This is a genomic window from Sphingobacteriales bacterium (assembly GCA_016700115.1).
GTDB lineage: Bacteria > Bacteroidota > Bacteroidia > Chitinophagales > UBA2359 > UBA2359.
Window position 1 is genome coordinate 4615248 of the sequence record CP064999.1, and the last position, 26059, is coordinate 4641306.

The 26059-nt window shown below is 42.4% G+C and carries 15 protein-coding genes and 1 pseudogene; 8 read left to right on the plus strand and 8 right to left on the minus strand.

Going from position 1 to position 26059, the window contains the following annotated elements; genetic code table 11:
* Positions 1-70: 70 nt before the first annotated feature.
* Both kdsA and IPM47_16540 read left to right on the plus strand, forming a co-directional pair.
* Positions 71-871, plus strand: coding sequence for a 3-deoxy-8-phosphooctulonate synthase (kdsA, locus tag IPM47_16535; protein QQS31508.1), 801 nt, complete (start codon positions 71-73; stop codon positions 869-871).
* A 77-nt stretch (positions 872-948) separates the two neighbouring features.
* Positions 949-2061 (plus strand): hypothetical protein, encoded by a 1113-nt coding sequence (locus tag IPM47_16540; GenBank protein QQS28449.1) that lies wholly within the window; start codon positions 949-951, stop codon positions 2059-2061.
* A gap of 39 nt (positions 2062-2100) precedes the next feature.
* On the opposite strand, the gene IPM47_16545 is transcribed toward IPM47_16540, so the two are convergent.
* The 5 genes from IPM47_16545 to gcvH all read right to left on the minus strand — a co-directional run bounded on the left by IPM47_16545 (position 2101) and on the right by gcvH (position 10841).
* Positions 2101-7137: a gliding motility-associated C-terminal domain-containing protein gene (locus IPM47_16545; GenBank protein ID QQS28450.1), complete on the minus strand. Its 5037-nt coding sequence runs from the start codon at positions 7135-7137 to the stop codon at positions 2101-2103.
* A 105-nt stretch (positions 7138-7242) separates the two neighbouring features.
* A complete protein-coding gene (locus IPM47_16550) occupies positions 7243-9054 on the minus strand; it encodes a tetratricopeptide repeat protein (GenBank protein QQS28451.1) in 1812 nt (603 codons plus the stop codon).
* Positions 9055-9203: 149 nt separating this feature from the next.
* Positions 9204-9917, minus strand: a complete 714-nt coding sequence (locus IPM47_16555) for an energy transducer TonB (protein QQS31509.1) — start codon at positions 9915-9917, stop codon at positions 9204-9206.
* A gap of 138 nt (positions 9918-10055) precedes the next feature.
* Complete coding sequence (gene vanZ / locus IPM47_16560; GenBank protein ID QQS28452.1) at positions 10056-10421, minus strand: VanZ family protein; 366 nt, start codon at positions 10419-10421, stop codon at positions 10056-10058.
* A gap of 42 nt (positions 10422-10463) precedes the next feature.
* Entirely contained in the window at positions 10464-10841 is a 378-nt protein-coding gene (gcvH, locus tag IPM47_16565; protein ID QQS28453.1) for a glycine cleavage system protein GcvH, read from the minus strand.
* Between the two features lie 141 nt (positions 10842-10982).
* On the opposite strand from gcvH, the gene IPM47_16570 reads away from it, so the two are divergent.
* Positions 10983-11606, plus strand: a complete 624-nt coding sequence (locus IPM47_16570; protein QQS28454.1) for a DUF3137 domain-containing protein — start codon at positions 10983-10985, stop codon at positions 11604-11606.
* On the opposite strand, the gene IPM47_16575 is transcribed toward IPM47_16570, so the two are convergent.
* The 3 genes from IPM47_16575 to IPM47_16585 all read right to left on the minus strand — a co-directional run bounded on the left by IPM47_16575 (position 11557) and on the right by IPM47_16585 (position 13695).
* On the minus strand, positions 11557-11820 hold the full coding sequence (locus tag IPM47_16575) for a GIY-YIG nuclease family protein (protein QQS28455.1): 264 nt from the start codon (positions 11818-11820) through the stop codon (positions 11557-11559). The genes IPM47_16570 and IPM47_16575 overlap by 50 nt on opposite strands.
* Positions 11821-11955: 135 nt before the next feature.
* The gene (locus tag IPM47_16580; GenBank protein ID QQS28456.1) at positions 11956-12618 is read right to left on the minus strand and encodes a calcium-binding EGF-like domain-containing protein; all 663 of its coding nucleotides are present in this window, start codon (positions 12616-12618) and stop codon (positions 11956-11958) included.
* Between the two features lie 255 nt (positions 12619-12873).
* Positions 12874-13695, minus strand: a complete 822-nt coding sequence (locus IPM47_16585) for a hypothetical protein (protein ID QQS28457.1) — start codon at positions 13693-13695, stop codon at positions 12874-12876.
* Positions 13696-14455: 760 nt separating this feature from the next.
* Here IPM47_16585 and IPM47_16590 point away from each other — a divergent pair.
* The 5 genes and pseudogenes from IPM47_16590 to IPM47_16610 all read left to right on the plus strand — a co-directional run bounded on the left by IPM47_16590 (position 14456) and on the right by IPM47_16610 (position 25934).
* Positions 14456-15430 (plus strand): hypothetical protein, encoded by a 975-nt coding sequence (locus IPM47_16590; protein QQS28458.1) that lies wholly within the window; start codon positions 14456-14458, stop codon positions 15428-15430.
* A 221-nt stretch (positions 15431-15651) separates the two neighbouring features.
* A pseudogene (locus IPM47_16595) lies at positions 15652-17270 on the plus strand (CTP synthase).
* A gap of 286 nt (positions 17271-17556) precedes the next feature.
* On the plus strand, positions 17557-19413 hold the full coding sequence (gene yidC, locus IPM47_16600) for a membrane protein insertase YidC (protein QQS28459.1): 1857 nt from the start codon (positions 17557-17559) through the stop codon (positions 19411-19413).
* 179 nt (positions 19414-19592) lie between these two features.
* Positions 19593-22622: a DUF5011 domain-containing protein gene (locus tag IPM47_16605; protein ID QQS28460.1), complete on the plus strand. Its 3030-nt coding sequence runs from the start codon at positions 19593-19595 to the stop codon at positions 22620-22622.
* 294 nt (positions 22623-22916) lie between these two features.
* Positions 22917-25934, plus strand: coding sequence for a DUF5011 domain-containing protein (locus tag IPM47_16610; protein ID QQS28461.1), 3018 nt, complete (start codon positions 22917-22919; stop codon positions 25932-25934).
* Positions 25935-26059 lie beyond the last annotated feature (125 nt).

The window sequence follows — 26059 nt, forward strand, 5'->3', positions numbered from 1 at the left end:
TTAGTTAATAATTCTTTTAATTGAGTTCAGCTAATATTTTTATTTCCCAAAAAGAGTTATGTTGCTTAACATTCCTAATCTCAAACACCTTGATAAAGGCAATTTTTTTCTCATTGCCGGCCCATGTGCTGTAGAAAGTGAAGACATCGTTTTTGAAATTGCTGATCAGGTTATTCCTTTGACCGATGAGTTAAAAATCCCTTTTATCTTTAAGGCATCCTATCGCAAGGCTAACCGGTCTCGGTTAGATTCCTTTACCGGAATTGGAGATGAAAAAGCCTTTGAAGTGCTGCAAAAATTACGTAACACCTATCATGTACCGGTTACAACCGATATTCATTTGCCGGACGAGGCAGTTCATGCAGCAGAGTTTGCCGATGTTTTACAAATTCCGGCTTTCCTTTGCAGACAAACAGAACTTTTGGTAGCTGCTGCTAACACAGGGAAAACGGTCAATATTAAAAAAGGTCAGTTCCTGTCCCCTCAATCCATGAAATTCGCTATTGATAAAGTCCGGCAATCAGGTAATCCTAATGTCATTGTTACAGAGCGGGGAACGACATTTGGCTACACAGATTTGGTTGTAGATTACAGAAGTATCCCAATTATGCAATCGTTCAACGTACCTGTAGTATTAGATTGCACACATTCATTGCAACAGCCTAACCAATCTGAAGGGATAACAGGAGGTTTACCTGATTTAATCAATACCATAGCTCGTGCCGGTATAGCATCTGGTGTGGATGGTATTTTTATTGAGACCCATCCAAAGCCTGAAACAGCGAAATCTGATGGTGCTAATATGCTCCGGCTAAGCGAGTTAAAGAAATTATTGACTCAATTAGTGCGAATTAGAGAATCTATTTATTAACTTTGCGCGGCTACAAATATTTTGCGCCTTATTTAGCCAACCAACAATTAAGTAACTAAACGGTTAAATACCAGTTTATGACTAAATTCCCCAAACTATTGGGTGTATTGTTGATGTTGATACCCCTTAAGGGGTTAAACAGTTTCACAGAATACGTAGATATATCCAGCTACCGAATTTGTTATGCTAAAGACAGTGGCGGATGTTTATCTGACCCTGCACCTCAACCGGAAGATGAGTTGATTTCTGATAATAATTCGGAGGCACAAAACGGACAAATCAATACACCAGAATTTAAAGAAGACCGAAAACTTTCTGTCAAAGGTAAATCTAAAAGAAACAAGGCTTTTCCTACTACTGTTGCTGACGAAAGCGCTGAGTGGGTTCAGGCCAATTCTGCCAACAGTCAATCAGAAGAAGAAATCAGTTACCGCGCCGGTTCCAGCAGAAAAACAGTAAATTCTGCAGGAGTTGTTGTTGCTGATGATGCCATCAGATATGCCATAAATTTGGTTCCTGTTGCAGATTCTTACGAAAGCTACAACGGTTATAAGCCTGATATTAAAAAAGGCAGCTACAAAACTGTTTTGAGCGACATTAAAAAACACAAACAATTTTTGTCGGACGCTTTGGACAGAAGCAAATCACCGTCTGAAAAGCACGCTATTATTCAGGACGCATCTAACCTTTTTTCGGATGCTTTTCTGAACCATATCATGCCATTTTGGTATGGCACCCCTTGGGATTTTGACGGACATACTGATATTCCGGGAAGAGGACAAATTGCATGTGGATATTTAGTTTCGACCACATTGAACCATTTAGGAGTTAACGTGAACCGATATAGTTTAGCTCAACAATGGCCGATTGATATCGTCAGAAGCCTTTGCATGAATGACTATTACCACTATGCAGTTAAAAGCCAAGCGATTGAAGGGATTAGAAATATGGGGTATGGCCTTTATGTTTTAGGCTTAGATAATCATGTTGGCTTTGTAAAATATGACGAATGGGGAGTTCACTTTATCCATTCTAATTGGGCAGGAAGCCAAACTGTTGTTTCAGAAGACCCCCAATATTCTACAGCATTCACGTCTTCTAAAAATTACTATGTTGGAAAGCTGACCGAAAATGAAACCTTTATCACCAAATGGCTACAAGCAACCGGTTTTAAAGTTCAAAAAGGTTAATTCCGACTATCAGTTTTCGTTGGCAAAATTCTTCTAAATCTATCTGATTAAGGTTACATTACCTTTAAGATAATACTCTTGGGGGCTGTTGAGCATTTTGTATTTAAGATGCCAAACATACACACCTAATTCACAGTCTTTGTTGTTAAAAGTTCCGTTCCATCCTTCGGACTGTGACTGAGTACTAAAAACCTGTTCTCCCCATCTGTTAAATATCTGCATTTCGAAGGTTTCCATTCCGATAGTTACCGGTCTGAAAACATCGTTTCTGCCATCCTGATTTGGTGAAAAAGCATTGGGCAACACAAAATCATTGCTCAATTCAATGCAGATGTTCCTGCTTATAACTGCATTACAATTACCTTCGTTTTCCAGGTAAAGCGTTACCGTATAGGTTCCCGGCAATTCATAATAATGTTGTACTATTTCTCCATAGAAATATTCTGCGGTTGAGCCATCTCCAAAATCCCAATAACCTGATGTCCCGCCTAAACTAAAATCTGTGAAATACAATTGTAAAGATTTTACACATCCTGCCTGATTTTCGTTAGTTTCAAAGCCTGCATAGACCAATGGATAATTAGGCATATCAATTACCACATCAGTATGACAACCTGTTTCTGAATTGGTAATTACAGCATAATAAGTTCCCGCTGTACCGCTTATATAGGTAGAATTTTGAGAAGTATGTTGCCAGTTAACGATGTATTCTGCATCATCCGGAAGATTTAAATCAATAAATCCCTCCTGTCCGTAACAAACGGGCTGATTGGTTGTGTAAGTATAGCTGATTGAATCAGCGACACTTACCATAATATCTGCAGTAGCCGGTATGGTACATCCGTCTGTAACAGTTACGGTGTATAAGGTAGTCTGATTTGGGCTGACGGCATGTATCTGCCCAAAACCTAAGCTATTGTCCCAGTTATAGGTATAACTCTGATGGGCACCTCCCGATGCAAATGCAGAAACAGGAAGGGAATATCCTTTACAAATCAATGTATCAGGGGGGGTGCTGATCGTGATGGAATCGCCAACATTAAAAGCATAAAAGGCCAGATTACTACAACCATTGTCATATTGATAAGTCAACAAAACAGGTCCGGGACCAGCATCAACAGGATTAAAAGTATATCCGTCTGTAGCATTTCCGGTTATTCCTATTCCAGTAAATGTGCCTCCGAAAGGGGTTGCATTCAGAGGCAAATCAATATTATTATAACAGACAAACGTTCCAAAGGTCTGTATAGTAACCGGTTCAACAGAATTGACAAAAACGATAAGGGTATCTGTACAACCTGATGGTGATTGATAAATGATGTTGTTTACGGGATTGGCAAGCAATGGGTCAAAAATGCCGATGGTTTCAGCACCGGGCAAAATTCCGGTTCCTGTCCATAATCCTCCGGGTGGATTTGGTGGTGAGAAGTTTGGAATTACAAAGAAAGCATCTGTAACACAGCGGATTAGATCACCACCGGCATCAATCGGATGAACGGTCATAATCATCAAACTGCTGCAACCGTTGACCGAATAGGAAAGCTGATAGGTTCCGGGCAAAACCGAAGAAGGATTGAAATAAGCAGGAGTTCCGGAGCCGACAATACCACTACCTGACCAAAAGCCTCCGGGTGGTGATGCTAAATTGCTGATATTGATTGAATCGGCATTGTGACAAATACCTAAAGAATTGTTGCTGATTACCGTATTGTTTACATCTAAAGTTAACTGATCGGAACATCCGTCAAAAGTATAGGTCAGGACTTCGGAAAAATCATTTCCACCCTGAATAGTCGGGTTAAAAGTACCGGTAACAGGGTTAGTAAGTCCGGAAGGCAAACTGTTTGAGGACCAAATTCCGCCGGGAGGCAGTCCTATGCCTGGTAAACTGATGATTGGGGCAGCAAAAGGACAGACTTGCAGATAGTCCTGTACATCAACATCTACGACAGATACATTAATTTGCTCTGCACAGTTTCCGGGTAAATTGTATTGTAGGGTATAGTTTCCAGCACCGGCATCGGTCGGAGAGAAAAAAGTATTTCCGGCATTTGTAAAAATAGCTGAGCTACCGGTCCACCATCCACCGGAAGGCGATGCAAACAATTCTATATCAGTAGCGCAAACTACTGTGGCACTAACATTTAGGTTAATTGCCTGTACGTTTACAGAGGTTTGTCCTGCGCATCCATTATCTGTGGTGAAAGTTAAAGAATAAACTCCTCCGGCTCCGGGAGTAAATAAGCCTGCGGGAGTAATAAACCCTCCGGTATCAGACCATTGACCTGACATTGGTGGGGGATCTACCATAAATGGCGCTCCGCCTTCACAGGTTGCATAAATATCTGTAAATACAGGAGTCGGGTGAACAATGGCAGTTGTTGTGGTTGAACATTCGTTTTCAAAATATGTCAATTCAAAAGTGCCGGCATCGGAGACAGAGAAAAGATTTCCGGAAAGATTATCTCCTTCCCAAAAGCCGGAATCCGGTAAAAGGGGCATGGTTAAGCCTTCTGACTGACATACTTCCACAATTGTATCCGGCAAAAGAGGAGCCGGATTAAACACCACAACTGCTGTATCATAGCGTGTTGCACCTGTAGCATCGGTCAAAATTGCCACATACTCAATCGTATAAGAAGTGGCTGTAGCCGGGGCTGTTACAATATAAGGATCGTAAGGCAATTGGGTATCTATGCCAAAAGGATTACCTCCCCCGTTGACTGACCAATTTAACGTATAAGGCGATACGCCTCCGCCTATATCCAAATTAAGCGTGTCTGACTGCCCGGGACATAACAAACTATCTATACTCAGGCTGACATAGAATGGACAAATTGCAATTTCCCGTTCTACTAAATAAATCTGATTGCCGCTTTGAATTTGCAGCGAAATGACGACAGGAGAAGGAGTATTTGCACTGAAACAAATGGTGTGCGGGCCTTCTCCAACGAGGTAGTCATAGGGAGGAGCCCAATTGTATTCATACTCAAAAGTACCCCCATAAGCAGTTGCTTCTATTTCGGCACAATAGCCGGTGTCTTCACAAACACTGTTAGGCGTATCTAAAACTACAACAAACGGGCAGTTTTGCAACCACCCTGTAGCCGTGATACTTGTCCCTGTGCCATCGGAAATGATGGCAGCTATCGGCATAATAGTATCTGTTATACAAATAAAATGAGGGCCAAAGCCTTGCAAAGTGTCAAACGGTGCTTGCCACTGAACGGTATAATTACCATCTCCACCCTGAGCAATTGCAGTTACCGGAATACAAAAGTTGACATCTGTCAGGGAATCACAAGCATAAACGGCTACGGCTACGAAGGCCTGTAAAGGGCAAACATCAACAAACCAAGAGGCGAAAACCTGTACTCCGGTAAAATTATCGGTTACTGTTAACGAATAGTTAGTGGGTTGTGTTATCGTAATTGTTCCTGAAGCTACATTAGCCCCTTCGTTTAAGGCCGGAGACCACTGATAGCTATAATCATTGGATGGTCCGGTAACAATTGCGCTGATGTCTGCTGTTTCATTACAAACTAAGTCCGGTCCGGCTATTGAAGCTGTCAAGGGGCATAGGTCAATCAAAATATCGGTGATTTCAATTGATTGTCCGGTAACAGCATCAGTTACCGTTACACTGTAAAGAGTTGGGGCTGTTATCTGAACAGTCCCCCCTTGTACGTTTGCACCTTCTATGAGTGCGGGATTCCAAAGATAATTGTATTGTCCGCTTCCTCCGGAGGGGTTGGCATTAATGGGCAAAGGCGCACCACAGTACAAACCAGATGTACTGACCGTAGCTGTAAAGGGGCATACGGTTAGGTTTGCCGAAGCTGTTGCAGTGTTTCCGGTAGCATCGGTAACCGTTACATTCAATGTTGTATTAGAAACGGCACAGACCGAGTTTGTTGCTGCGTTGCTGAAAATATTGGTAACTGCTGTGGGGTCTGAAGCCTGCCATTGGTATGTATATGGCGGATAACCTCCGGTTGTAATTGTGCTTAGATTTAAACAATTACCTTCACAAAAACTTGCATCCGGCAAAAAAGCCGTAAAAGGACAAACTTCAATATAAGTACTTACTGTTACACTTTGCCCTAACCCGTCCGTTACGGTTAGAAAATAGGTCGTAGAAACCGGCGGGCAAGCATTTCCCTGTGCTACATTTGCACCTTCCAGTAAAGGAGGAGACCATGTGTAGTTATACACTCCGTTTCCCCCCGTAACAATCGGGCTGAGAAAAGAACAACTGCCGCAGTTGATATATTCTTCGGGTAACAAGACTTCTAACGGACAATTTGTAACGGTAAAATTAGCTACTGCGTTAAAATTCCATACATCATCGCAAATATCTGTATAAGAATAGAAAAAAAACAGACCATAGACCCCGCCTGAAGTAATTGGGTTTGCGAGTTCAATTAAGATGGAAGTGGTTTGCCCGTTTATACAGTTCTGAGGAATTGCATTTGAAACAGCGGGAGCATTACTGCCGCTGATGGTAAAACTTCCTGCTGTTACAGCACTGCAAAGGATTGGTGCAGGTAAGTTTATGAGGAAGGATTCTTCCAGACAGGGCACATCGTTAATGGTAAAAGGCGGAATAGGAGGAGGTTGTTGAAGCGTTGCATCCCAACTGATATTGAATCCCGGTCGGGTAACCGCCAAATCGGAGTAAAAATGGAAGGTGAAACAGGAAATTCCGCCTGCTGCCTGACCGGGAATAGTGATGGAAGTGGGAGACTGATCTCCATTTAATGTCATCAGCATAGTTCCGCTCAGATCATTCCCCGCATAGATTGTCAGTGAATCATGGGTGGCTTCTGTGCTGAATGAGTTTACAGAGATGGTGATTTGCACGGCATTGGGAATACAGACTGTAAAAGTCTGATTTTCATTCAGACCATAATCTCCCGGATTGTTCCCGCCAATACCTCCATCTTCCACATCTCCTTCGCAGTCAATGACCGTTTCACCATTATTACTCAACAAGTCGTATTGCGCCTGTATTACGGCAGAATAAGAAAACAACAGGAAAAGGAAAGTCAGATATTGGTGTAAAAGTCTGGGCATAGTGCTGTAATCTTTGATAAAGTGCAAAAACCTTTTACCGGAATTGTCTTTAGCAAAGATAAGCAGGAAAATAAAAGCGCGATTAAAAGCTTAAAAGAAGTGCGGTTAATTGACCAAATCCCCTCTCAATTTGCGGTATCTTTTACGTGCTTCCACTACATAGAGGCTTCCCGGGTAGTTTATCAGCAGGTTTTGATAGTGCTCCATGGCCTTTTCTTTATTGCCAAATTGGTTTTCGTTTAGTTCTGCCAACTGAAACAGGGCATCATCGGCCAAAATATCGGTTCCGTAGCTGTCTAATACTTCATTCAGGTACTGAGCTGCTTCGGTATATTTTCTTTGCTGTTTTGACAATTGTGCGCGGGCAAACAAAATGTCGTCGTTCAGGGCATGTGCCGGATATTCTTTGTTAACTGAATCTAAGGTGGCAATAGCTGCCGTTCTTTTGTTTTGTAAAATCAATAACTCAGCACGGGCATACATTTGCATCGGAACGGCCGAAGTGTCGAGACCGAGATTGTCGGTGATAAAGACGGATAATTTTAAGGCATCATTGGCGATTAACTCGGATGTTGAGGCTTTCAGTACATTTAACTGCGCCTGTGCCCATTCAAAATCTCCATTAAAATAAGATAGTTTTGCGTTTTTGTAACGCGCTTCTTCTCCAAGAATGTCTTCTTTAAAATCTTTGTCCACCTGAGAATAGAAAAGGGTTGCTTCCCAGATTTCACCGGCCATCAGGTAATAATCTCCCAAATCGAGTTTGGTCAGGGCACGATTGTAGGTGCTGATTGCCGGAATTTTAAGTGCTTCCTCTAAAAGGGTGATGGCAGGATTTGTTTCATTCAGATAATATGCATAAAGGGCTGCTAAATCGCGGATTGCAGATATGGTATTTGAGTTTTTACCAAACACACGCAAAAATTCGAGATAATCGGTTTCCAAACCTTTTAAATCTTCCGTAGAGTAATCGGTTTGTACAATTTTTTCGTTGCGGCAGTTTAAGATTTCTTCGCGCGTTCGCAGGTAGTGCGGATTGGTTTCTCCTTTTGCAATCACATATTCATAAGCGCTGAGTGCTATGTCATATTGTTTTTCAGTACGTGCTTTTCGCGCGAGTTCCAGTACTCTGCGTCCGTCTTCGTTCAACCTTTTGTCCAAAGCTTTTACCTGAATAAATGCTTGTTCGAAATCTTTTTGCTGATAAAATGCCCAAATCAAAATTTCGGTAAATACCAATTCTTCGTTGTTGGCTTGTATTCTTCCATAAAGCTGGCGTTGAAGCTCTTCGATATCTTCTTCTTTGTTGGTAAACCGGATAAGTTCGTTAAAAATTATCTGTATATGCCCGGGTTGAAGAGAGGCGTAGTCTAAATAAGCAGAAATGGCATTTTTAGATTCTCCGAGCTGCATATACTGCTGAGCAATCTCTCTTGCGTGAAGTTTGTCGTTTTTGGTCAGTTCCCTGGCTTTTGTATATGCTTTGATGGCATAATTGTATTCTCCCGAAGAAATAAATGTAGCGGCTAAAGTATTGATATAGTTTTCTTTGGCAATTTTAAGGGCTTTTTCAAATTCGGCTTCCCCCTCTTCAATTTTGTTTTGATTTTTTAACAATAGCCCTAAGTCCACGTATAATGACGGGTCGTTTTTGTCTTGTTTGAGTTGTTTTTTTACCAATTCCTCTGCACGTACAAAGTCTTTAATTGCCAGCAATGCCTGATAATACTGCCGGTAGTATGCGGAACTTTGAGGTTGTTTTTCATATAGTTTTTCAAAAATTGTAGCCGCTTTTTCGTATTCACCCTGTCTTATATATTGCTGCCCCAGACGCACATCTAAAAGAGGGTCTTGCTGTTGAGCAATCAAACTGAAGGAAACTAACAAAATCAGACTTAGAAAGATAAATCGGAACATGGCTTAACTTTGAGTTATGAAACAGACATTAAACGAAGGAAGTTGCAGGAAATTGAAAGCATATTCAAAGAAAAAGGCTGTACGGATTGGGTACAGCCTTTTTTACTAACAAACATATATGTATGATGGTTGATGAACCGTCATCCAAATCACTCCAACTTAAATTTAAAGGGCAAAGTATAGGCTACTTTTACCGCTTTCCCCCTTTGTTTTCCGGGTTTCCATTTTGGCATAGTCTGAACAACTCTGATGGCTTCCTCGTCGCATCCTGCACCACCACCCGGCAATCCTCTTTTGACCTGAACATTAGAAATTGAACCGTCTTCGAGTACTACAAATCCGACATAAACGGTTCCTTCGATTCCATTTTCGCGAGCCATTGGCGGATATTTTGTTTTTTCGGCCAAAAACTTAAACAGGGCGGCTTGCCCTCCCGGAAATTCCGGCATTTCTTCCACTATGGTAAAAATCTCAGGCTCTTCGGGCTCTTTTGGCGGAGGGGGAGCTTTGATTTCGGGTGCTTTTATTTCTTCGACAACTATCTCTGCTTTTTCAACTACGGTCTCTTCTTCCACTTCTTTTTGAAAGATTGGTGGCTCGTCTTCCACAATTTCCTCGTCCGAAACAATTTCAATTTGCGGCGGCGGCGGCGGCGGTGGAGGTGGAGGCGGTGCCTGTGTGGTTTGTGGAGGAAGCTGCTCTATTTCGTCCATAATCAAAACATCACCGAGGTCTTTCAAGTTTCTTTCACCTCTGTCGTACCAGGTAAATGCAAAAAGCACAAAACTCAGGGAAACGAGCAATCCGATGAGGGTATAAGTATTGCTGAAATTGAAGACATCTACATCGGGATATTTGGTCATAAAGACCTGATCTTTGTTTGATTCGTTGGCTTTCATGACATCATCGGTGCTTTTCCTGTTAAAAAACAGGGTAAATGCAAGCCATGATAATGCAGGTAAGCCAAAAAGGATTAGAAGAAACCAATAAGGACTCATACGCTATATTTTATAGTTTTTTAACCGGAATAAGCCGAACACGGCAACGGCAAACAAAATGCCCGTAAGATTAGCAACAATATCATTTATTTCAAAACTTCTGCCTGAAAAAAATTTTTTTTGGGCGAACTCCATCAGCAATCCGTATAAAAACGAAATCAAAGGAATGGAAATTATCCTGCCAACATGAATGTCCTTACCCGGTTTAAAGGCTAAGTATAACAAAAGGGTAAGGATGAAGTACATCGTAAAATGTGCCACCTTGTCTATATAAGGTATCCTGAAGTCGGCTACGGAAGGAGGGGTTAGCGCAGAGAGGGCTAAAATCAGGACAGCCCATAATCCTGCTAATATTTTTTTAAAGTCCACAATTTTGCTGCTGATAGTTAACAGAATTTGTGCTCAAAGTATTTATCCGATTACTTGTGCATATTCTTCAGCCGACAATAGCCCGTTGATATCGTCTGTATTGTCGGGTAAAATTTTAACCATCCAACCTTTCTCATAAGGCTCGGCGTTGACCAACTCGGGTTGGGAGACAAGGGCTTCGTTGACCTCCAATATCACTCCGCTCACCGGCATAAACAGTTCAGATACGGTTTTAACCGCCTCGACCGAGCCGAAAGGCTCTCCTTGTACCAAATGCTGACCCACTGTTTCTATATCTATATATACTATATCGCCAAGTTCTCCCTGTGCAAAATCGGTGATGCCGGCATACACTCCTGTTTCATCCGATCTTACCCATTCGTGGTCGTGCGTATATCTCAGGTTTTGTCTGATTTCCATCGTTTGCTTTTTTTGCGCCAAATATAAATACTAATTTTAGATTTATACTTTTACAAGTCATTTATTCCCTTACTTTTGTCTGAATTACCGAAATCCGGGTTCAGAACTTACAAATTAATTTCCCTTTTTAACTTCTACGATATGATTTTTTTAAGAAAACTTTTCGGCCCCAGCAAGCGGGAAATATGGATGCAATTAAGCGAAGAAATTGGAGGGGAGTTCATTAAAGGGGGGTTGTTTACCCGCGATGCGGTGGTGGTTAAACACAAGCAGTGGACTATTATTCTGGATACTTATATAGTTTCTACCGGCAATTCTTCGGTTACTTATACAAGAATTCGCGCACCTTATATCAACAAAGACGGCTTCAAATTTACCATTTACCGCCGCAGTTTTCTGAGTGATGTCGGTAAGTTTTTCGGCATGGAAGATATCGTTATTGAAGCTGACGAAAGTTTTGACTATGATTTTATTATCAAGGGTAATGATCATTACAAAATCTGGAAGTTTTTTTCCAATGAGCGCATCCGTTATCTGATGAAGCAGCAGCCTCAGTTAAAAATTTCCGTTCATCGCGCCTCTACCGAATATTTCGGCAAATTCCCTAAAAATGTGGACGAGGTGGAGTTTAAAGTGGTAGGAGTAATTAAAAACCTCGAACACTTGCAACAGTTGTTCGACTTGTTTGCCGAAATGCTCGACCATCTTTGCCATATCAATGCCGCCTATGAAGACGACCCAACCTTGACCAACTATTATAGCTGATTCCCTTTCCCTGCAATTGTTTTTCCCTGAAAAATGCCTCATCAATTCTTTGAAATTCCTCGAAATATACAAGTTCTACCGGCAAATGTTTTCTTGTAAAATTTGCTCCTTCTCCGGCTTTATGTTGAGCAAGACGCAATTCTAAATTTTTAGTGCTCCCTGTATAGTAAGCCCCATTTCCACACTTTAAAATATACATATAGCCTTTTGTCATTGTTCTACAATCTTTTATCTATAGGAGCACCGGCAACAGCAAAGAAACAATCTTTTTTTAGTTTGAAAACACGATTGGATAAACTAAACAGAGATATCCTGTTTTCTATTTCTGTTTCAAAGGTTATGCTCTTAGCTACCAAATATATGTTAGTGATAACCTAAATGCAACGCTACCTCCACCATCAATAGTTAAATTTGGAGGAAACCCACAAGTACTACAGTAAGGGGTAAAGTTTATCCCTCCCATTTGATCATCAGGGTCAGGAAAATCATAGTCAAAAAGCCAGATAGTATATTGGCTGTTAGGATTACTTAACACGATTGCCGGATTTGGTGTGAATTGGTAATTAAGACTGGGATTTGCATTTTCAATATAATTAGGACTGTCCCATACTATTGTTGAACCTAAGTATAGTGTAATAAAAATATCAGGTCCGCTCGTTAAATCCCATCCTGCCCCCCCATCAGTAGCAGGAAATCTTGTTACTTCAATATTGGTAATACGAATTTGAGAAGGAGTAGCCTGTTGTGAGCAATTTGCGCCTGTGTATCCTTGTGTACAGACACATAAACCATTAGCACAAGTTCCTCCATTTAAACAAGTTATATCAGCGCAAGGATCCGGAGCTATTTGACAGTTTACTCCGGTATATCCATTGGTGCAAAGGCATTCTCCATCAATACATGTCCCGCCATTTAAACATGGTACATTTTCACAAGGGTCTTCTTTTTTACAAGAGTCTAAGACTAATACGAATAGTACACCGATTGTTAATAGGTAAATTGTTTTTTTCATAGTCATTTTTTGTTGATTTTAATTTAATAAAGATGTTCAATGTATTGCTTGATTTTGGAATGTTTATCTACTTTTTATCTTAGTGAATAAAAGCATTAATATACAAATGTTGTCATTTGGTTAGAAACATATCTAAAAACTATTGCAAAGTTATCTTTTTTTAATTTCTTGTGCTGTTTTCTAACGTTTTTTTTACTATCTGTTGAGATTTTTGTAATAATGTTATATCGTTTTTACTCCCCACCTTTGTAAACACTAAAATCGCCCTCCGACAGAGAAATTAAACGACCAGTGTGCAAGTCCTAAAGGGTCGTCGTAATCAAATAGGTACAATCCGCCGCCGACTCCGCTTGTCAGTCGGATATTGAGGTTAGGAATAGGGTTTACATTCACTATTGCATTGAGGGTATAGGTATTGACAAATTCATTGTAGAAACCGAAATAGGTAATGAAATCTATTTTGGGACCCAAACCGGCTTGAACGTAGTTGTTTCCGGCTACCCATCCGATAGGCATAATATGGAAGCCCAACAGGTGGACAGGTTGGAAATTAAAAGACGTGCCCGCTTCAAACGAAAAGGTACGCCGCCGGTTGTACCCTTCAAAGTAGAGCGTCATTCGGTCGAAAGATTCGGTAATCGTAAAGTTCTCGCCGCCAAAACTGTCGTCTATAATATGGTAACCCATCACTAGGTTACTCCCCATCCCTATAATAAAGCGCGGCAATGATGCTTTAGATTTATCAATCTCTCTTCGCTCCTTTGTTTTAGCAGGAGCTTCCACCCTGCTCACCTTGTTTTTGCTTGGGCTAAGGGTGTTGTCCTGTTGTTGTTCCTTTTCCTGTTGCGCTACAAAGTTTTCTTTTGTGCCGTTTTGATACTTGATAAACAAAACATCGGCTTTTTTGAGGCTGTAAGTTGGCCCATCGGGATTTTCCGCTTTTTTATACTTCACATCTTCGTCCAGCACTTCCGTTACTTTGCCGTTAATTTCGTCGCCGTTTTTCATAACAATTTGGTCTTGAGCCAATAGATGGGTACAAACCAAAAACAACATCAATGCAAAAATCTGTTTCATCGGGTAAATAGTTTTGTGAGTGAATAGTTGCGATGCAAATATAAACTTTTTCAAACTAATTAGAAGTGTTTATTGTTTGTAAAATTATCTTCTTTCTTATTCTACATCCCATCTCTACTTCCGCCTATGCCGATATCCCTACTGACGATTCGGGTTATCGGGTTTTTGTTTACCTCTTTCCAAAAAAAAAATCCACCCCTCCTCAAATATTTTACTCAAAATAGTTTGAATTGGTAAATAATTTGTATTTTTAAGCTTCAAAACGAAGTGAATAAAAAGTAATATGGCATTACTATCCCTCTCTTTGCCTGTTACATACCCCTATCCGATACATATAAGCAGCATTAATTCCATTATATGACCTCTTTTTCCGCCTCTAATCCTCGTTTTTTCATGTCCAAACCCCTTTCAGGCGCTTCTAAGCCCCCTGTGGCCGCTTCTAAGCCCTGTTTCGGCGGCCACCATACCCTTAGAAACGGCCACGACACCCTTATAAACGGCCACGATACCCTTATAAACGGCCACAACACCCTTATAAACGGCCACAACACCCTTATAAACGCCACAACACCCTTATAAACGCCACCACACCCTTATAAACGGCCACAACACCCTTATAAACGGCCACGACACCCTTATAAACGGCCACGACACCCTTATAAACGGCCACGACACCCTTATAAACGGCCACAACACCCTTATAAACGGCCACAGCTATTTTAGACCAATTTTCAATAACTAAACATAAAAATTTACGACTATGGCAACACCAAATGATAAAACCCGGGATTTCGGTGGCGCTGATGCCGACATGCTTGAAGCGGCACGAGTAACCCACGGACATTTTGTAGAAGACTATGACGAGATGATTGCGTTTGATGAAACCTTGGAAGACCCCTTTGCCGATAATTTTCTTGCTGCAATAGATGCAGCCCAACTTCTGACTGTTGACAATGTGGTGATTGACCAACAAGCAGAAAAAACCCAAACCGTTGAAGATGCCATGAAAAAAGGCAGAAACGGTTTTCAGGCCTTGAAATATTTTATCGAGCTTGCATTTCCGAACAATCAGGCAAAATGGAATCAGTTTGGATATAACGATTATGAAGAACAAAGCCGTTCACAGGCCAAGTTTATTCAGTTTTTATATATGGTGCATCAAAGGGCTGTTGAAAATCAGGCTGCGCTCAACGCTGTCGGCTGTACCAATGTCCGCATTGCCGGCATTAAGACTTTGGCCGATAATATTCAGGTGTTTAATTTAGATCAGGAATTATTTATTGATGACCGTCCGGTTGGCACCGAAACACGTATCTTAGCGCTCAACAGTATTTGGGCAACCGTGCGCCGCATTCGCCGGGCTGGAAAAATCATTTGGGGCGAAGCCGATAATTTCGGCAAATATCAACGCTATTTGGGCGAAAGCGCTCCATCCTCGGGCAATCCGCTTACCGGAAATGTTCCTGCATCGAGTGTTATCAAGATCTTATCGGGAGGTTTTACCGCTACAACGGCTTATAAATTAGAAAATACAGGCGGCACCTCTTTGCGTTTCGGGCTATGCCAAACCGATACTGAAGTGCCCGCCGAAACAGGCATTACCTTAGCAGCCGGCACCGAACAAAACATAACTGTCGCTATGCTTGGCGAGTTCGACGAAACCCATATCTTTATTAATGTGCTCAACCTGTCGAGCGAAGCGGCAGGTAGTTATAAAGTGACGCTTTTGGAATAATACAAAGAAAAAAACAAGGAATAACCGCTTTTGTTTGTACTATTAATTGCATTACCCCTACCCTGCCGGTTTTTACAAACGCCGGCAGGGTTTTTACATTAAACATCAGGTTTAAAACCTACCTCACCTCCTCTTCCAATTCCCAAATCCTCAACAATTTCTTAACCTTCAAAATATTTTTTTACCTTTACACCCCGTACCATTACAACAGACAAAACCAGATGGCAAAACATATATTTGTAACGGGCGGCGTTGTTTCCTCACTTGGCAAGGGGATTATTGCTTCCTCACTTGGTCAGTTGTTACAGGCGCGCGGGCTGCGGGTAACCATCCAAAAATTTGACCCCTATCTGAACGTTGATCCCGGCACGCTCAATCCCTACGAGCATGGGGAATGTTATGTTACCAACGACGGGGCTGAAACTGACCTCGACCTTGGGCATTACGAGCGTTTTTTAAACATTCCGACCTCACAGGCAAACAACGTAACAACCGGCCGGATCTACCTGACGGTGATTGAGAACGAAAGACGGGGCGATTATTTAGGAAAAACGGTGCAGGTTGTGCCGCATATTACCGATGAAATCAAGCGGCGGATGTTGCTGCTGGGCAATACGGGAAATTATGATGTGGTCATTACCGAACTTGGCGGCACGGTGGGCGACATCGAGTCGCTGCCCTATGTAGAGGCAGTCCGGCAGTTGCGATGGGAATTGGGCAGCACCAATTGCATCGTGATGCACCTGACGCTGTTGCCTTATATCAGCGTGGCCAAAGAAATCAAAACCAAACCCACCCAACATTCGGTCAAAGAGCTGCTCAGTTACGGCATTCAGCCCGATGTGATTATATGCCGCACTGAAATGCACATCTCCAAAGAAGTCAGGAACAAAATTGCCCTGTTTTGCAATGTTGAAAGTAACTCGGTCATCGAGCCATTGATGCCGAAACGATTTACGATGTGCCGCTCAACCTGATGAAAGAAAATCTCGACGTGATTGCGCTCGACAAACTGAGGCTGCCCCAATATGGCAAAATTGAAATGGAACGGTGGAAAGACTTTTTAAACAAACTGAAAAACCCCATCAGAAAAGTCAACATTGGGTTAATCGGTAAATACGTAGAGTTGCAGGATGCCTATAAGTCCATTCAGGAGTCGTTTGTTCATGCCGGAGCAGCCAATGAATGTAAGGTAACCATCGAAAGCATTTCGTCTGAAAACCTCGAAGAGGGGGAAATTATCAAAAAGTTGTCGCATTTGGACGGAATTTTGGTGGCACCCGGATTTGGCAAGCGGGGGATTGCCGGAAAAATCAAAGCCATTCAATATGCAAGGGAAAATGATTTGCCTTTCTTCGGCATTTGCCTCGGAATGCAGTGTGCGGTCATCGAGTTTGCACAAAATGTGCTTAAACTGAAAGATGCCGATTCAACCGAGATGAATGAAACCACCCCCTGTCCGGTTATTTCGTTGATGGAAACCCAGAAAGGCATTACCCAAAAAGGCGGCACGATGCGCTTAGGTGCCTATCTGTGTACCCTACAACCCGGCAGCAAAGCGCAGGCAATTTACGGAGTTACACAAATCAGCGAGCGACACCGTCACCGGTATGAATTCAACAACGAATATTTATCCATGTTTGAAGCTGCCGGAATGAAAGCTACGGGCATTAACCCCCAAAATAACTTAGTCGAAATTATGGAAATCCCCGGACATCGTTGGTTTATCGGAACACAATTCCACCCCGAACTGCAAAGCACCGTCCTCAATCCTCACCCTTTGTTTGTTGATTTTGTTAAAAATGCCATCGAATATAAAGCTTTAAAAAACAAATCTTAACTCCGTTTTTTTTCGTGGATTTTACAAAAAGTCAGTCCATAGACTTTTGTTAAAAAGCGAGGTATTCCGCAGGCACGAGATAAATACAATCAATAATTGACTAAATTTGCGCCCTTCTAAAATACAGCCCCGAATCATTGAACCCTCAAAAACCTTAGAATCTCAAACTAAAACATTGCCAAATTTCACCGGTAAACTGAAAATTCCAACAAGTCTTCCTTTTGCCGGACAGTAATCATTCAAACATTTTTCAACATAGATAACGACTTATTCAACATCAATATAAATGGATAGAAATACCGTAACGGGCTTGTTGCTGATAGCCCTGCTTTTTTTTGTGTACAGCCTTTTAATGCCCCCGCCGCCGGCTAAAAAGACAGCCCCTGCACCCGAAACAGGCATTGAAACCCCCACACAAGACACCACCACAACAGCCGGAACAGGGCAGACTAATACCGCCACCTTAAACCCGGCGAACCCGGCAAAAACAGATACGGCAAAGTTAGAAACCGGAAATTTCAGGGGAAATAATACAGCAAAAGAGCAGTTTTATACCCTCGAAAATGAGTTGCTGAAACTAACGCTGACCAACAAAGGCGCGCGCATCTATGAGGCAGAGCTAAAAGAATATAAGACCTACGAAAAAAAACCCCTCACCCTGCTGAGTGGTGCAGCCAACGATTTCAGTTTTAAAATACCCCTCAGCCGAAACGTAGAAAACACGCAAAATTACTTGTTCGAATTAGTCAAATCAGATTCAGAGCAGCTTGTTTTCCGGTTATATCACACCGATTCGGTGGCATATATCGAACAGTCCTATACCCTAAAACCAGACAGTTATCTGATAGACTATAACGTTAAACTTTCGGGATTTGATAAATATTTATCCAACAATTCCGCCCTCGAACTCGATTGGAAAACTATGCTGATTAAGCAGGAACAGTCGTTGGAAAACGAACAATATACCACCGGTATCTATTACAAAGAAACCGCCGATTCGCCGACCTATCTGTCCGAAACATCAAACGACAAGAAAGCCATTTCCTTTTCGTTAGACTGGATAGCCTTTAAACAGCAGTTTTTCAACACCACCTTAATTGCAGCCAAGGGTTTTAAAGCCGGTGAACTTTCCATTGAACTGCCTGCACCCGCCTCTGATACTATCGTCGAAACAGCAACCGCACATTTAAGGATAGGATACGAACAAGCGCCGGAATTTGAGTTTCCGATGCAAATGTTTTTAGGACCCAATCATTACCGCACGCTTAAATCGTTAAATGCCGGATTAGAAACTATGGTGCCCTTAGGTTGGGGCATTTTCGGTTGGGTAAACAAATGGATTATCATTCCGATGTTCCACTTTTTTAACCGGTTTTTAGGCAACTACGGACTGATCATTTTAATCCTCACTTTTGTCATCAAATTAGCCCTGTTTCCGCTTACATATCGTTCTTCGATGAGTGCTGCCAAAATGAATGTGCTGAAACCGGAAATTGAAGAACTAAGGGAAAAATACGGAAAAGAGCCGCAAAAACTACAGGCCGAGCAAATGAAACTCTATTCAAGAGCAGGGGTAAATCCGTTGGGAGGTTGTTTGCCGCAGTTGCTCCAGTTGCCCATTCTTATAGCCATGTACCGTTTCTTTCCGGCATCCATCGAGCTAAGGCAGGAAAGCTTTTTATGGGCAACCGATTTATCCACTTATGACTCCATCCTAAATCTGCCTTTCAAAATTCCGTTTTACGGCGACCATGTCAGTTTGTTTTGCATCCTTTCGGCAGCAAGTACCTTTATATATATGCGCATGAACAATTCAATGACCCCCTCTACCAGCAAAGAGATGGAGTTGCAAATGAAAATCATGATGTATGTGATGCCGGTGATGTTGTTGTTTTTGTTCAATAATTTTTCAGCCGGTCTGACCTATTATTTCTTCTTATCCAATATCATCACCTACGGCCAGCAATTTATCATCAAGAAGTTTTTCATTGACGAAGCTGCCCTTCATGCCCAAATTCAGGAGAACAAGAAAAAACCTGCCAAACAATCAAAATTCCAGCAACGTTTGGAAGAAATGATGAAAGCTCAGCAGGAAATCCAAAAACAACGCAACAACGGCAAATCCAACAAAACGAAAAAATAGGAGGTTGGCCACTTGTAAATGACGGTTGCGATACTGAACGAAGAATTTGTATAAAAAAATTCAACCTTTAGCCAACGGTTTTACTCGTTCTTTCGTTACTGTTTTAATACTAACCCATTTGAACAAGCGTAAAAGATATTAACTTATTCATCGAAACATTTTAAATAAACAAAAAGAAAATGACAAAGACTATGTTCAGAACTTTACTTATTGCTGTTCTGGCCGGTTTATGCCTCAGCCTTCAGGCACAGGTACAAGTTGGCAAAACAGTTAAATCCGCAAACAACCGGTCTTATGTGGTAAAACATGCTACTCATACTTCAAATGCCACTACCGGCAACGAAACTGACAGCCGCCCTGCCACATCTGAAGTTTTAGACTTTACCGGCGCTCGTAGTACCGTTGGCACACAAATTGGCAACACCACCTACGACCTGCAGACCAACTATGGCATGTGCCGCCGTGTATTTGTCGAAGCAGGTGGAAACGTTCACGCCACCTGGACAAGAAGCACCAGCGGAGACGTTGCTGCCCCTGACCGGGGTACCGGCTATAACGTTTCAGCAGACAATGGCGCTACCTGGGGTCCCTCTCCCACTGCCCGTATTGAAGGTTCACTCCGTACAGGGTGGCCGAATGTAGGGGTTACCGCAAGCGGCAGGGTATTTTCTGTTACCCATACTGTTGATCAGGGCATGAACTTCTGTTACAGAGAAGCAGGTTCATCTACCTGGACCAACCGTATTCTTGGAGCAGAACTTGGCGATCTGACCGGAGTTTGGCCGAGAGTCGGAAACGACGGCAACAGTATTCATGCAGTCATTTCACGTCAGGATGGAGTAGCAAGCGGCATTCCCGGAGGTCTTTTCTATTTCCGTTCTTTGGACGGAGGCGATACCTGGGAAGGCCCCAACGATATTGCCGGTATTGACGAAAGCTATACCAATATCAGCGCCGACAGCTATTTTGTTGACGTAAACGGAAGCAATGTAGCCATCGTTATCGGTCAGTATGCCAGCCCGTTAGTTGTATATAAATCTACCGATAACGGCGACAACTGGACAAAAATCATCGCTCAAAATGTCTCCGACCCTTTCATTCCTGCAACTCCTGATATAGACGATGTTTTAGAACCCGTTGCAGTAGCAGGTGGTGGAGTTTCTTCCATTATTGATGGCAGCGGTAAAGTACATGTTTGGTTTGACCGTGTATTTAACTATTTAGATGCCGGTAACGTAACCGGACCATTCTACCTGCCAAACAGTACCTGTATTATGTACTGGAATGAAGACATGGCCGCTCCTGTTGTTTTGGGTCAAACCGTTCGTCAGGACTACGATCAGGATCAAACTACTTCCGTTGCCCTTTCAGAAGCAGACGAAGTAGAAGTACAAAGCTATGGTGTCAGTTTGGTTGGACAACCCAGCGGAGGAATTGACTCTGACGGCAACTTATATGTAGCCTATTCAGCAATGATTGACGGCGCTTATGAACTCCCTGCTCCGAACACCCGTCGTCAGTACCGCGATATTTTCCTGCTCAAATCTACTGATGGCGGAATGACCTGGCAAGGCCCGTTAAACGTTACCAATTCTCCGGCCGAAGAAGATGTTTATCCCTCAATAGGAAGAAGAGTAAACGACAAAGTGCATTTGATCTGGCAAAACGACCTGCTTACCGGAACTTTCGTACAAAATGACCAAAATCAGGGGCATGCCACTGTATCAAACAACGGAATTTATTATATCGGAGTACCTGTTGGTGATATCCAAAACCCCTCTCCTGAAGTAAATACTTTCCCGGAAATTCACTATCTCAGCATTCCCAATGCCATTAAAAACTGTGAGTTAAACCTCGGCCGTTTCCGTACTCATTCATTGGATTATCCCGATGGTGATGTTACAAATGATATGACAATCGGTGGAACCATTGACGTAACAGTTCCCAATACCGATTTCTATACGCTTGAACTTCAATCACCCGACTCTGACAGCAACGTCAAAGTAGAAGAATTTCTTGACACTGCCGGTTTACCTGTTTTGGTAACTGTTTTTGATGATGTTGATGCTCCTTTAGTCGAAGGAAACCCTGCCGAGTTTTATTTGGATGCCGCAGGTGATTTGTACTTAAATTCGCTGTTCGAATTGTTCGATACCTTAGATGTTGTTCAGGGAACAACTTACAACGATTTGGGAGTAGCAACCTTTGATGAATCAGACGATATTTTTGGATGTGAAGTAACCGTTGTTACCGATAATCCGGTAAACACTGCTGTTGCCGGTGCTTATACTGTTCAATATACCGTTTCTGACGTTGCCGGCAATGCTGCTGAACCTGTTGTTCGTTTAGTCAATGTGATTGGAGCCGACCTTTCTGCGCCCATCATCATTCTTTACGACGAATCAGGCAATGAAGTACCAAGCGGCAGTACTCTCAACGCAGAAGTTGAAGCCGGTGGCATATTTGTAGATCCCGGTTATCTGGCTTATGACAATGTGGACGGATTGATTACCGAAAACGTGGTAGTTACAGGTTCCGTTGATTTGGAAACAATTGGCACTTATACTTTGACCTATACTATTACAGACGCTGCCGGAAATGTAACTGTAGTTACCCGTGTTGTAGTTGTAGCAGACACACAGGCACCGGTGATTAACCTGCTCGGTCCTCCGACAGTAACTGTTCCTTGCCAGTCAAATGTGAATTTTACCTCTCCCACAGCAACATTAAGCGGTGCTTCTGTAGGGTTTACCTCGTTTGACAATGTTGACGGTAACATTACATCCGAAGTTGTAGTTGACCTTGGGGGTTTCTGTTCTCTGTGTTCAGGCACTTATACTATTACTTACAATGTCAGTGATGCTGCAGGAAATGCAGCCATTCAAAGAACACGTACTGTTATTGTTTTAGCAGGATGTAATATTGATTGTAGTGGTGACTGTTTAGTGGGTATAGATGAACCTTCGCTTGAATCTAACATCACCGTGTTCCCTAACCCAACTCAAGGTACTATCAATATCAACATTTCAAACGTACCGGGAATGGCAGATGTAAAAGTATTCAATACTGCCGGACAGTTGATTCAGGTGGCACAAACAGAGTCAGGCACCCTGAGCCTCAACCTCAGCAAACACGCAGCAGGCATGTATTTTGTTGAAATTACCACTCAACAAGGCACAATTACCAAAAGCGTGGTTGTAGAGAAGTAAAGATTTTCCACTACGGATTTTCTAAATTTATGAAAAAACCTGCAGGAGCTAAAATTCCGGCAGGTTTTTTTTGTTATAAGCCCTTAAATCAACAATCAAACAACAAAAATTATGTAAAAAACTCCGTTATATTGACCTTTTTAGAAGAATTGTTCCTATTTTTATCCGATAAAACGGCAACCATTTAAAATTCCTTGTTTTTTTCAAAGAAACTTACAGGGTATTAAAAAATAAGCCGTTCAAAAACATTGTGTTCAGATTTCCATTTATTCATCATAAAAAAGTAAAAGCATTATGTTCAGATCTTTACTCTTAACAGTTCTGGGAGGGGTGTTTCTGTCAGTGCAGGCACAAACCCCTGTAACAAACATCGGAAACGTAGCAAGCAGCAACCCTGCAACAATCAAACATGCTACGCACACACCCAATATCATAACAGGCAACGAAACCGACCAACGCCCTGTAACCTCAATTGTTGACTATAGCGGTGTAAGAAGCACGGTCGGTACGCAAATTGGTAACACAACCTACGACTTACAAACAAATTATGGCGTTTGCCGCCGGGTTTACGTTGAAGCAGGCGGTACAGTACATGCTACATGGACGCGAAGCACAAGTGGAGACGTAGCCGCACCCGACCGTGGTACGGGCTATAACGTTTCAGCAGACAATGGCACTACCTGGGATCCAGCTCCGACCACCCGTATTGAAGGATCACTTCGAACCGGTTGGCCCAATGTTGGGGTTACCTCATCCGGCAGAATTTTTTCAATAACTCACACCGTTGACCAGGGTATGAATTTCTGTTATAAAAATGCGGGGTCATCTACCTGGACCAACCGTATTCTCGGCGCAGAACTTGGCGACTTAACCGGTGTATGGCCAAGAGTTGGAATTGACGGCAACAACATTCATGCTGTCATTTCCCGTCAGGAAGGTGTGGCGAGTGGAGTTCCCGGTGGAATCTTCTACTTCCGTTCTTTAGATGGAGGCGATACCTGGGAAGGTCCCAATGATCTCGCAGGAATAGACGAAAGCTATACCAATATCAGTGCCGACAGCTATTTTGTTGACGTAAATGGAAGCAATGTAGCCATCGTTATAGGTCAGTATGCAAGCCCTTTGGTAGTTTACAAATCAACCGATAATGGCGACAACTGGACAAAAATCATTGCTCAAAACACGTCTAATCCCCTTATTCCGGCAACCCCGGTGGTAGGTGATGTATTAGACCCCGTAGCAGTAGCAGGTGGTGGAGTTACTACCATTATTGACGAAAGCGGTAAAGTGCATGTATGGTTTGACCGCGTGTTTAATTATAAAGATGCAGATCAGGATGGCGGCCCCTTCTATTTGCCCAATAGTTCTTGTCTGATGTATTGGAATGAAGACATGACAACCCCGGTAGTAATCGGAGAAACTGTTCGTCAGGATTACGATCAGGACGGCACGACTGCTCTTGACCTGAGTGATACCGCACCCGGTGTTGAAATTCAGAGCTATGGTGTAAGTTTGGTAAGCCATGCGAGTGCCGGTGTTGATGCGTCCGGTAATTTATACTTAGCATATTCTGCTATGGTTGATGGTGCTTATGAAGTTCCTGCCCCCAATACCCGTCGCCAATACCGGGACATCTTCTTAATTAAATCCACAGATGGCGGAATGACCTGGCAAGGCCCCTACAATGTTACCAATTCACCCTCAGAAGAGGATGTTTATCCTTCAATTGCACGTATGGTAAATGATAAAGTTCATATTGTTTGGCAAAACGACCTGCTTACCGGTACTTTCGTACAAAATGCAAATAATCAGGGTCATCCAACTGTAACCAACAACGGTATATTTTATATCGGCGTTCCTGTTGGAGACATCGTCAATCCATCTCCTGAGGTCAATACCTCACCCGAAATTCACTATCTCAGCATTCCCAATGCCATTAAAAACTGTGAGTTAAACCTCAACCGTTTCCGAGCTCACTCCATAGATTATCCTGACGGTGAAGTAACCAACGACATGACTATTGGTGGAACAATCAATGTCAACATTCCTGCTACCGATGCTTACACCCTTCAGTTGATATCTCCCGACTCTGACGGCAACGTACAAACTGAAGATTTCTTAGATACAGCCGGTTCTCCGTTTTTAGTTACTGTATTTGATGATGTTGATGCTCCTTTAGTCGAAGGTAACCCTGCCGAGTTTTATTTGGATGCCGCAGGTGATTTATATCTCAACTCTTTATTCGACCTGTTCCAGACTGTTGATGTCGTTCAGGGTACTACCTATAACGATTTGGGAGTAGCTACCTGGGATGAGTCTTCTGATATTTTCGATTGCCCGGTAACAGTCGTAACTGATAATCCGGTAAACACTGCTGTTGCCGGTGCTTATACGGTTCAATATACTGTTTCTGATGTTGCAGGTAACGTTGCAGAACCTGTTACCCGCAGTGTCAATGTAATTGGAGCTGACTTGTCTGCACCAGTTATCATCCTTTATGATGAATCAGGCAATGAAGTACCAAGCGGAAGCACCCTCAACGCAGAAGTTGAAGCAGGTGGTGTATTTGTAGATCCCGGTTATCTGGCTTATGACAATGTGGATGGGTTAATTACTGAAAATGTAGTTGTAACAGGTTCCGTAGATTTGGAAACAATAGGTACTTATACCTTAACCTATACCATTACCGATGCTGCAGGAAACGTTACTGTAGTTACACGAGTTGTTGTTGTAGCTGATACTCAGGCACCCGTGATTAACCTGCTTGGTCCTCCTACTGTTACCGTACCCTGTCAATCAACTGTTGACTTCACTTTACCCAATGCAACACTTAGCGGTGCTTCTGTTGGTTATACTTCATTTGACAATGTGGATGGAAACATCACCAACAACGTTATCGTTAATTTAGGAGGCTTCTGCTCACTCTGCTCCGGAACTTATACAATCACCTATAATGTAAGCGATGCGGCAGGAAATGCAGCCATACAAAGAACAAGAACCGTAATTGTATTAGCCGGTTGTAATATTGATTGTAGTGGTGATTGTATAGTTGGAATTGACGAACCTACTTTAGAATCAAACATCTCCGTGTTCCCCAACCCGACTCAAGGAAGTGTGAATGTAACCATCGAAAATGTTCCGGGAATGGCCGATGTAAAAGTATTTAACACCGCCGGTCAGTTGGTGCAATTTGCACAAACAGATCTGGGAACATTGACACTTAACCTAAGCAATCATGCTGCAGGGATGTATTTTATTGAAGTAACTACTTCAAAAGGAACCGTTACCAAAAATGTAGTGGTTGAAAAATAAACTGCTGCCTGTTTAGTCCAATCAAATGAACGGACTTTGAAAAACCTGCCCGGGGTAAAACTCAGGCAGGTTTTTCTTTTTCACAACATCGAAAACCTGATTGACAAGTAATGTTTTTTAAATAA

Bases quoted from the DNA above. Each gene is read 5' to 3' on its own strand.
- IPM47_16575 (QQS28455.1), bottom strand. From the start codon at position 11,820: ATGACAAAAGGCTATATGTATATTTTAAAGTGTGGAAATGGGGCTTAC.
- IPM47_16610 (QQS28461.1), top strand. From the start codon at position 22,917: ATGTTCAGATCTTTACTCTTAACAGTTCTGGGAGGGGTGTTTCTGTCA.
- IPM47_16605 (QQS28460.1), top strand. From the start codon at position 19,593: ATGACAAAGACTATGTTCAGAACTTTACTTATTGCTGTTCTGGCCGGT.
- yidC (QQS28459.1), top strand. From the start codon at position 17,557: ATGGATAGAAATACCGTAACGGGCTTGTTGCTGATAGCCCTGCTTTTT.
- IPM47_16590 (QQS28458.1), top strand. From the start codon at position 14,456: ATGGCAACACCAAATGATAAAACCCGGGATTTCGGTGGCGCTGATGCC.
- IPM47_16555 (QQS31509.1), bottom strand. From the start codon at position 9,917: ATGACCAAATATCCCGATGTAGATGTCTTCAATTTCAGCAATACTTAT.
- gcvH (QQS28453.1), bottom strand. From the start codon at position 10,841: ATGGAAATCAGACAAAACCTGAGATATACGCACGACCACGAATGGGTA.
- IPM47_16540 (QQS28449.1), top strand. From the start codon at position 949: ATGACTAAATTCCCCAAACTATTGGGTGTATTGTTGATGTTGATACCC.
- IPM47_16550 (QQS28451.1), bottom strand. From the start codon at position 9,054: ATGTTCCGATTTATCTTTCTAAGTCTGATTTTGTTAGTTTCCTTCAGT.
- IPM47_16580 (QQS28456.1), bottom strand. From the start codon at position 12,618: ATGAAAAAAACAATTTACCTATTAACAATCGGTGTACTATTCGTATTA.
- IPM47_16570 (QQS28454.1), top strand. From the start codon at position 10,983: ATGATTTTTTTAAGAAAACTTTTCGGCCCCAGCAAGCGGGAAATATGG.
- IPM47_16585 (QQS28457.1), bottom strand. From the start codon at position 13,695: ATGAAACAGATTTTTGCATTGATGTTGTTTTTGGTTTGTACCCATCTA.
- IPM47_16545 (QQS28450.1), bottom strand. From the start codon at position 7,137: ATGCCCAGACTTTTACACCAATATCTGACTTTCCTTTTCCTGTTGTTT.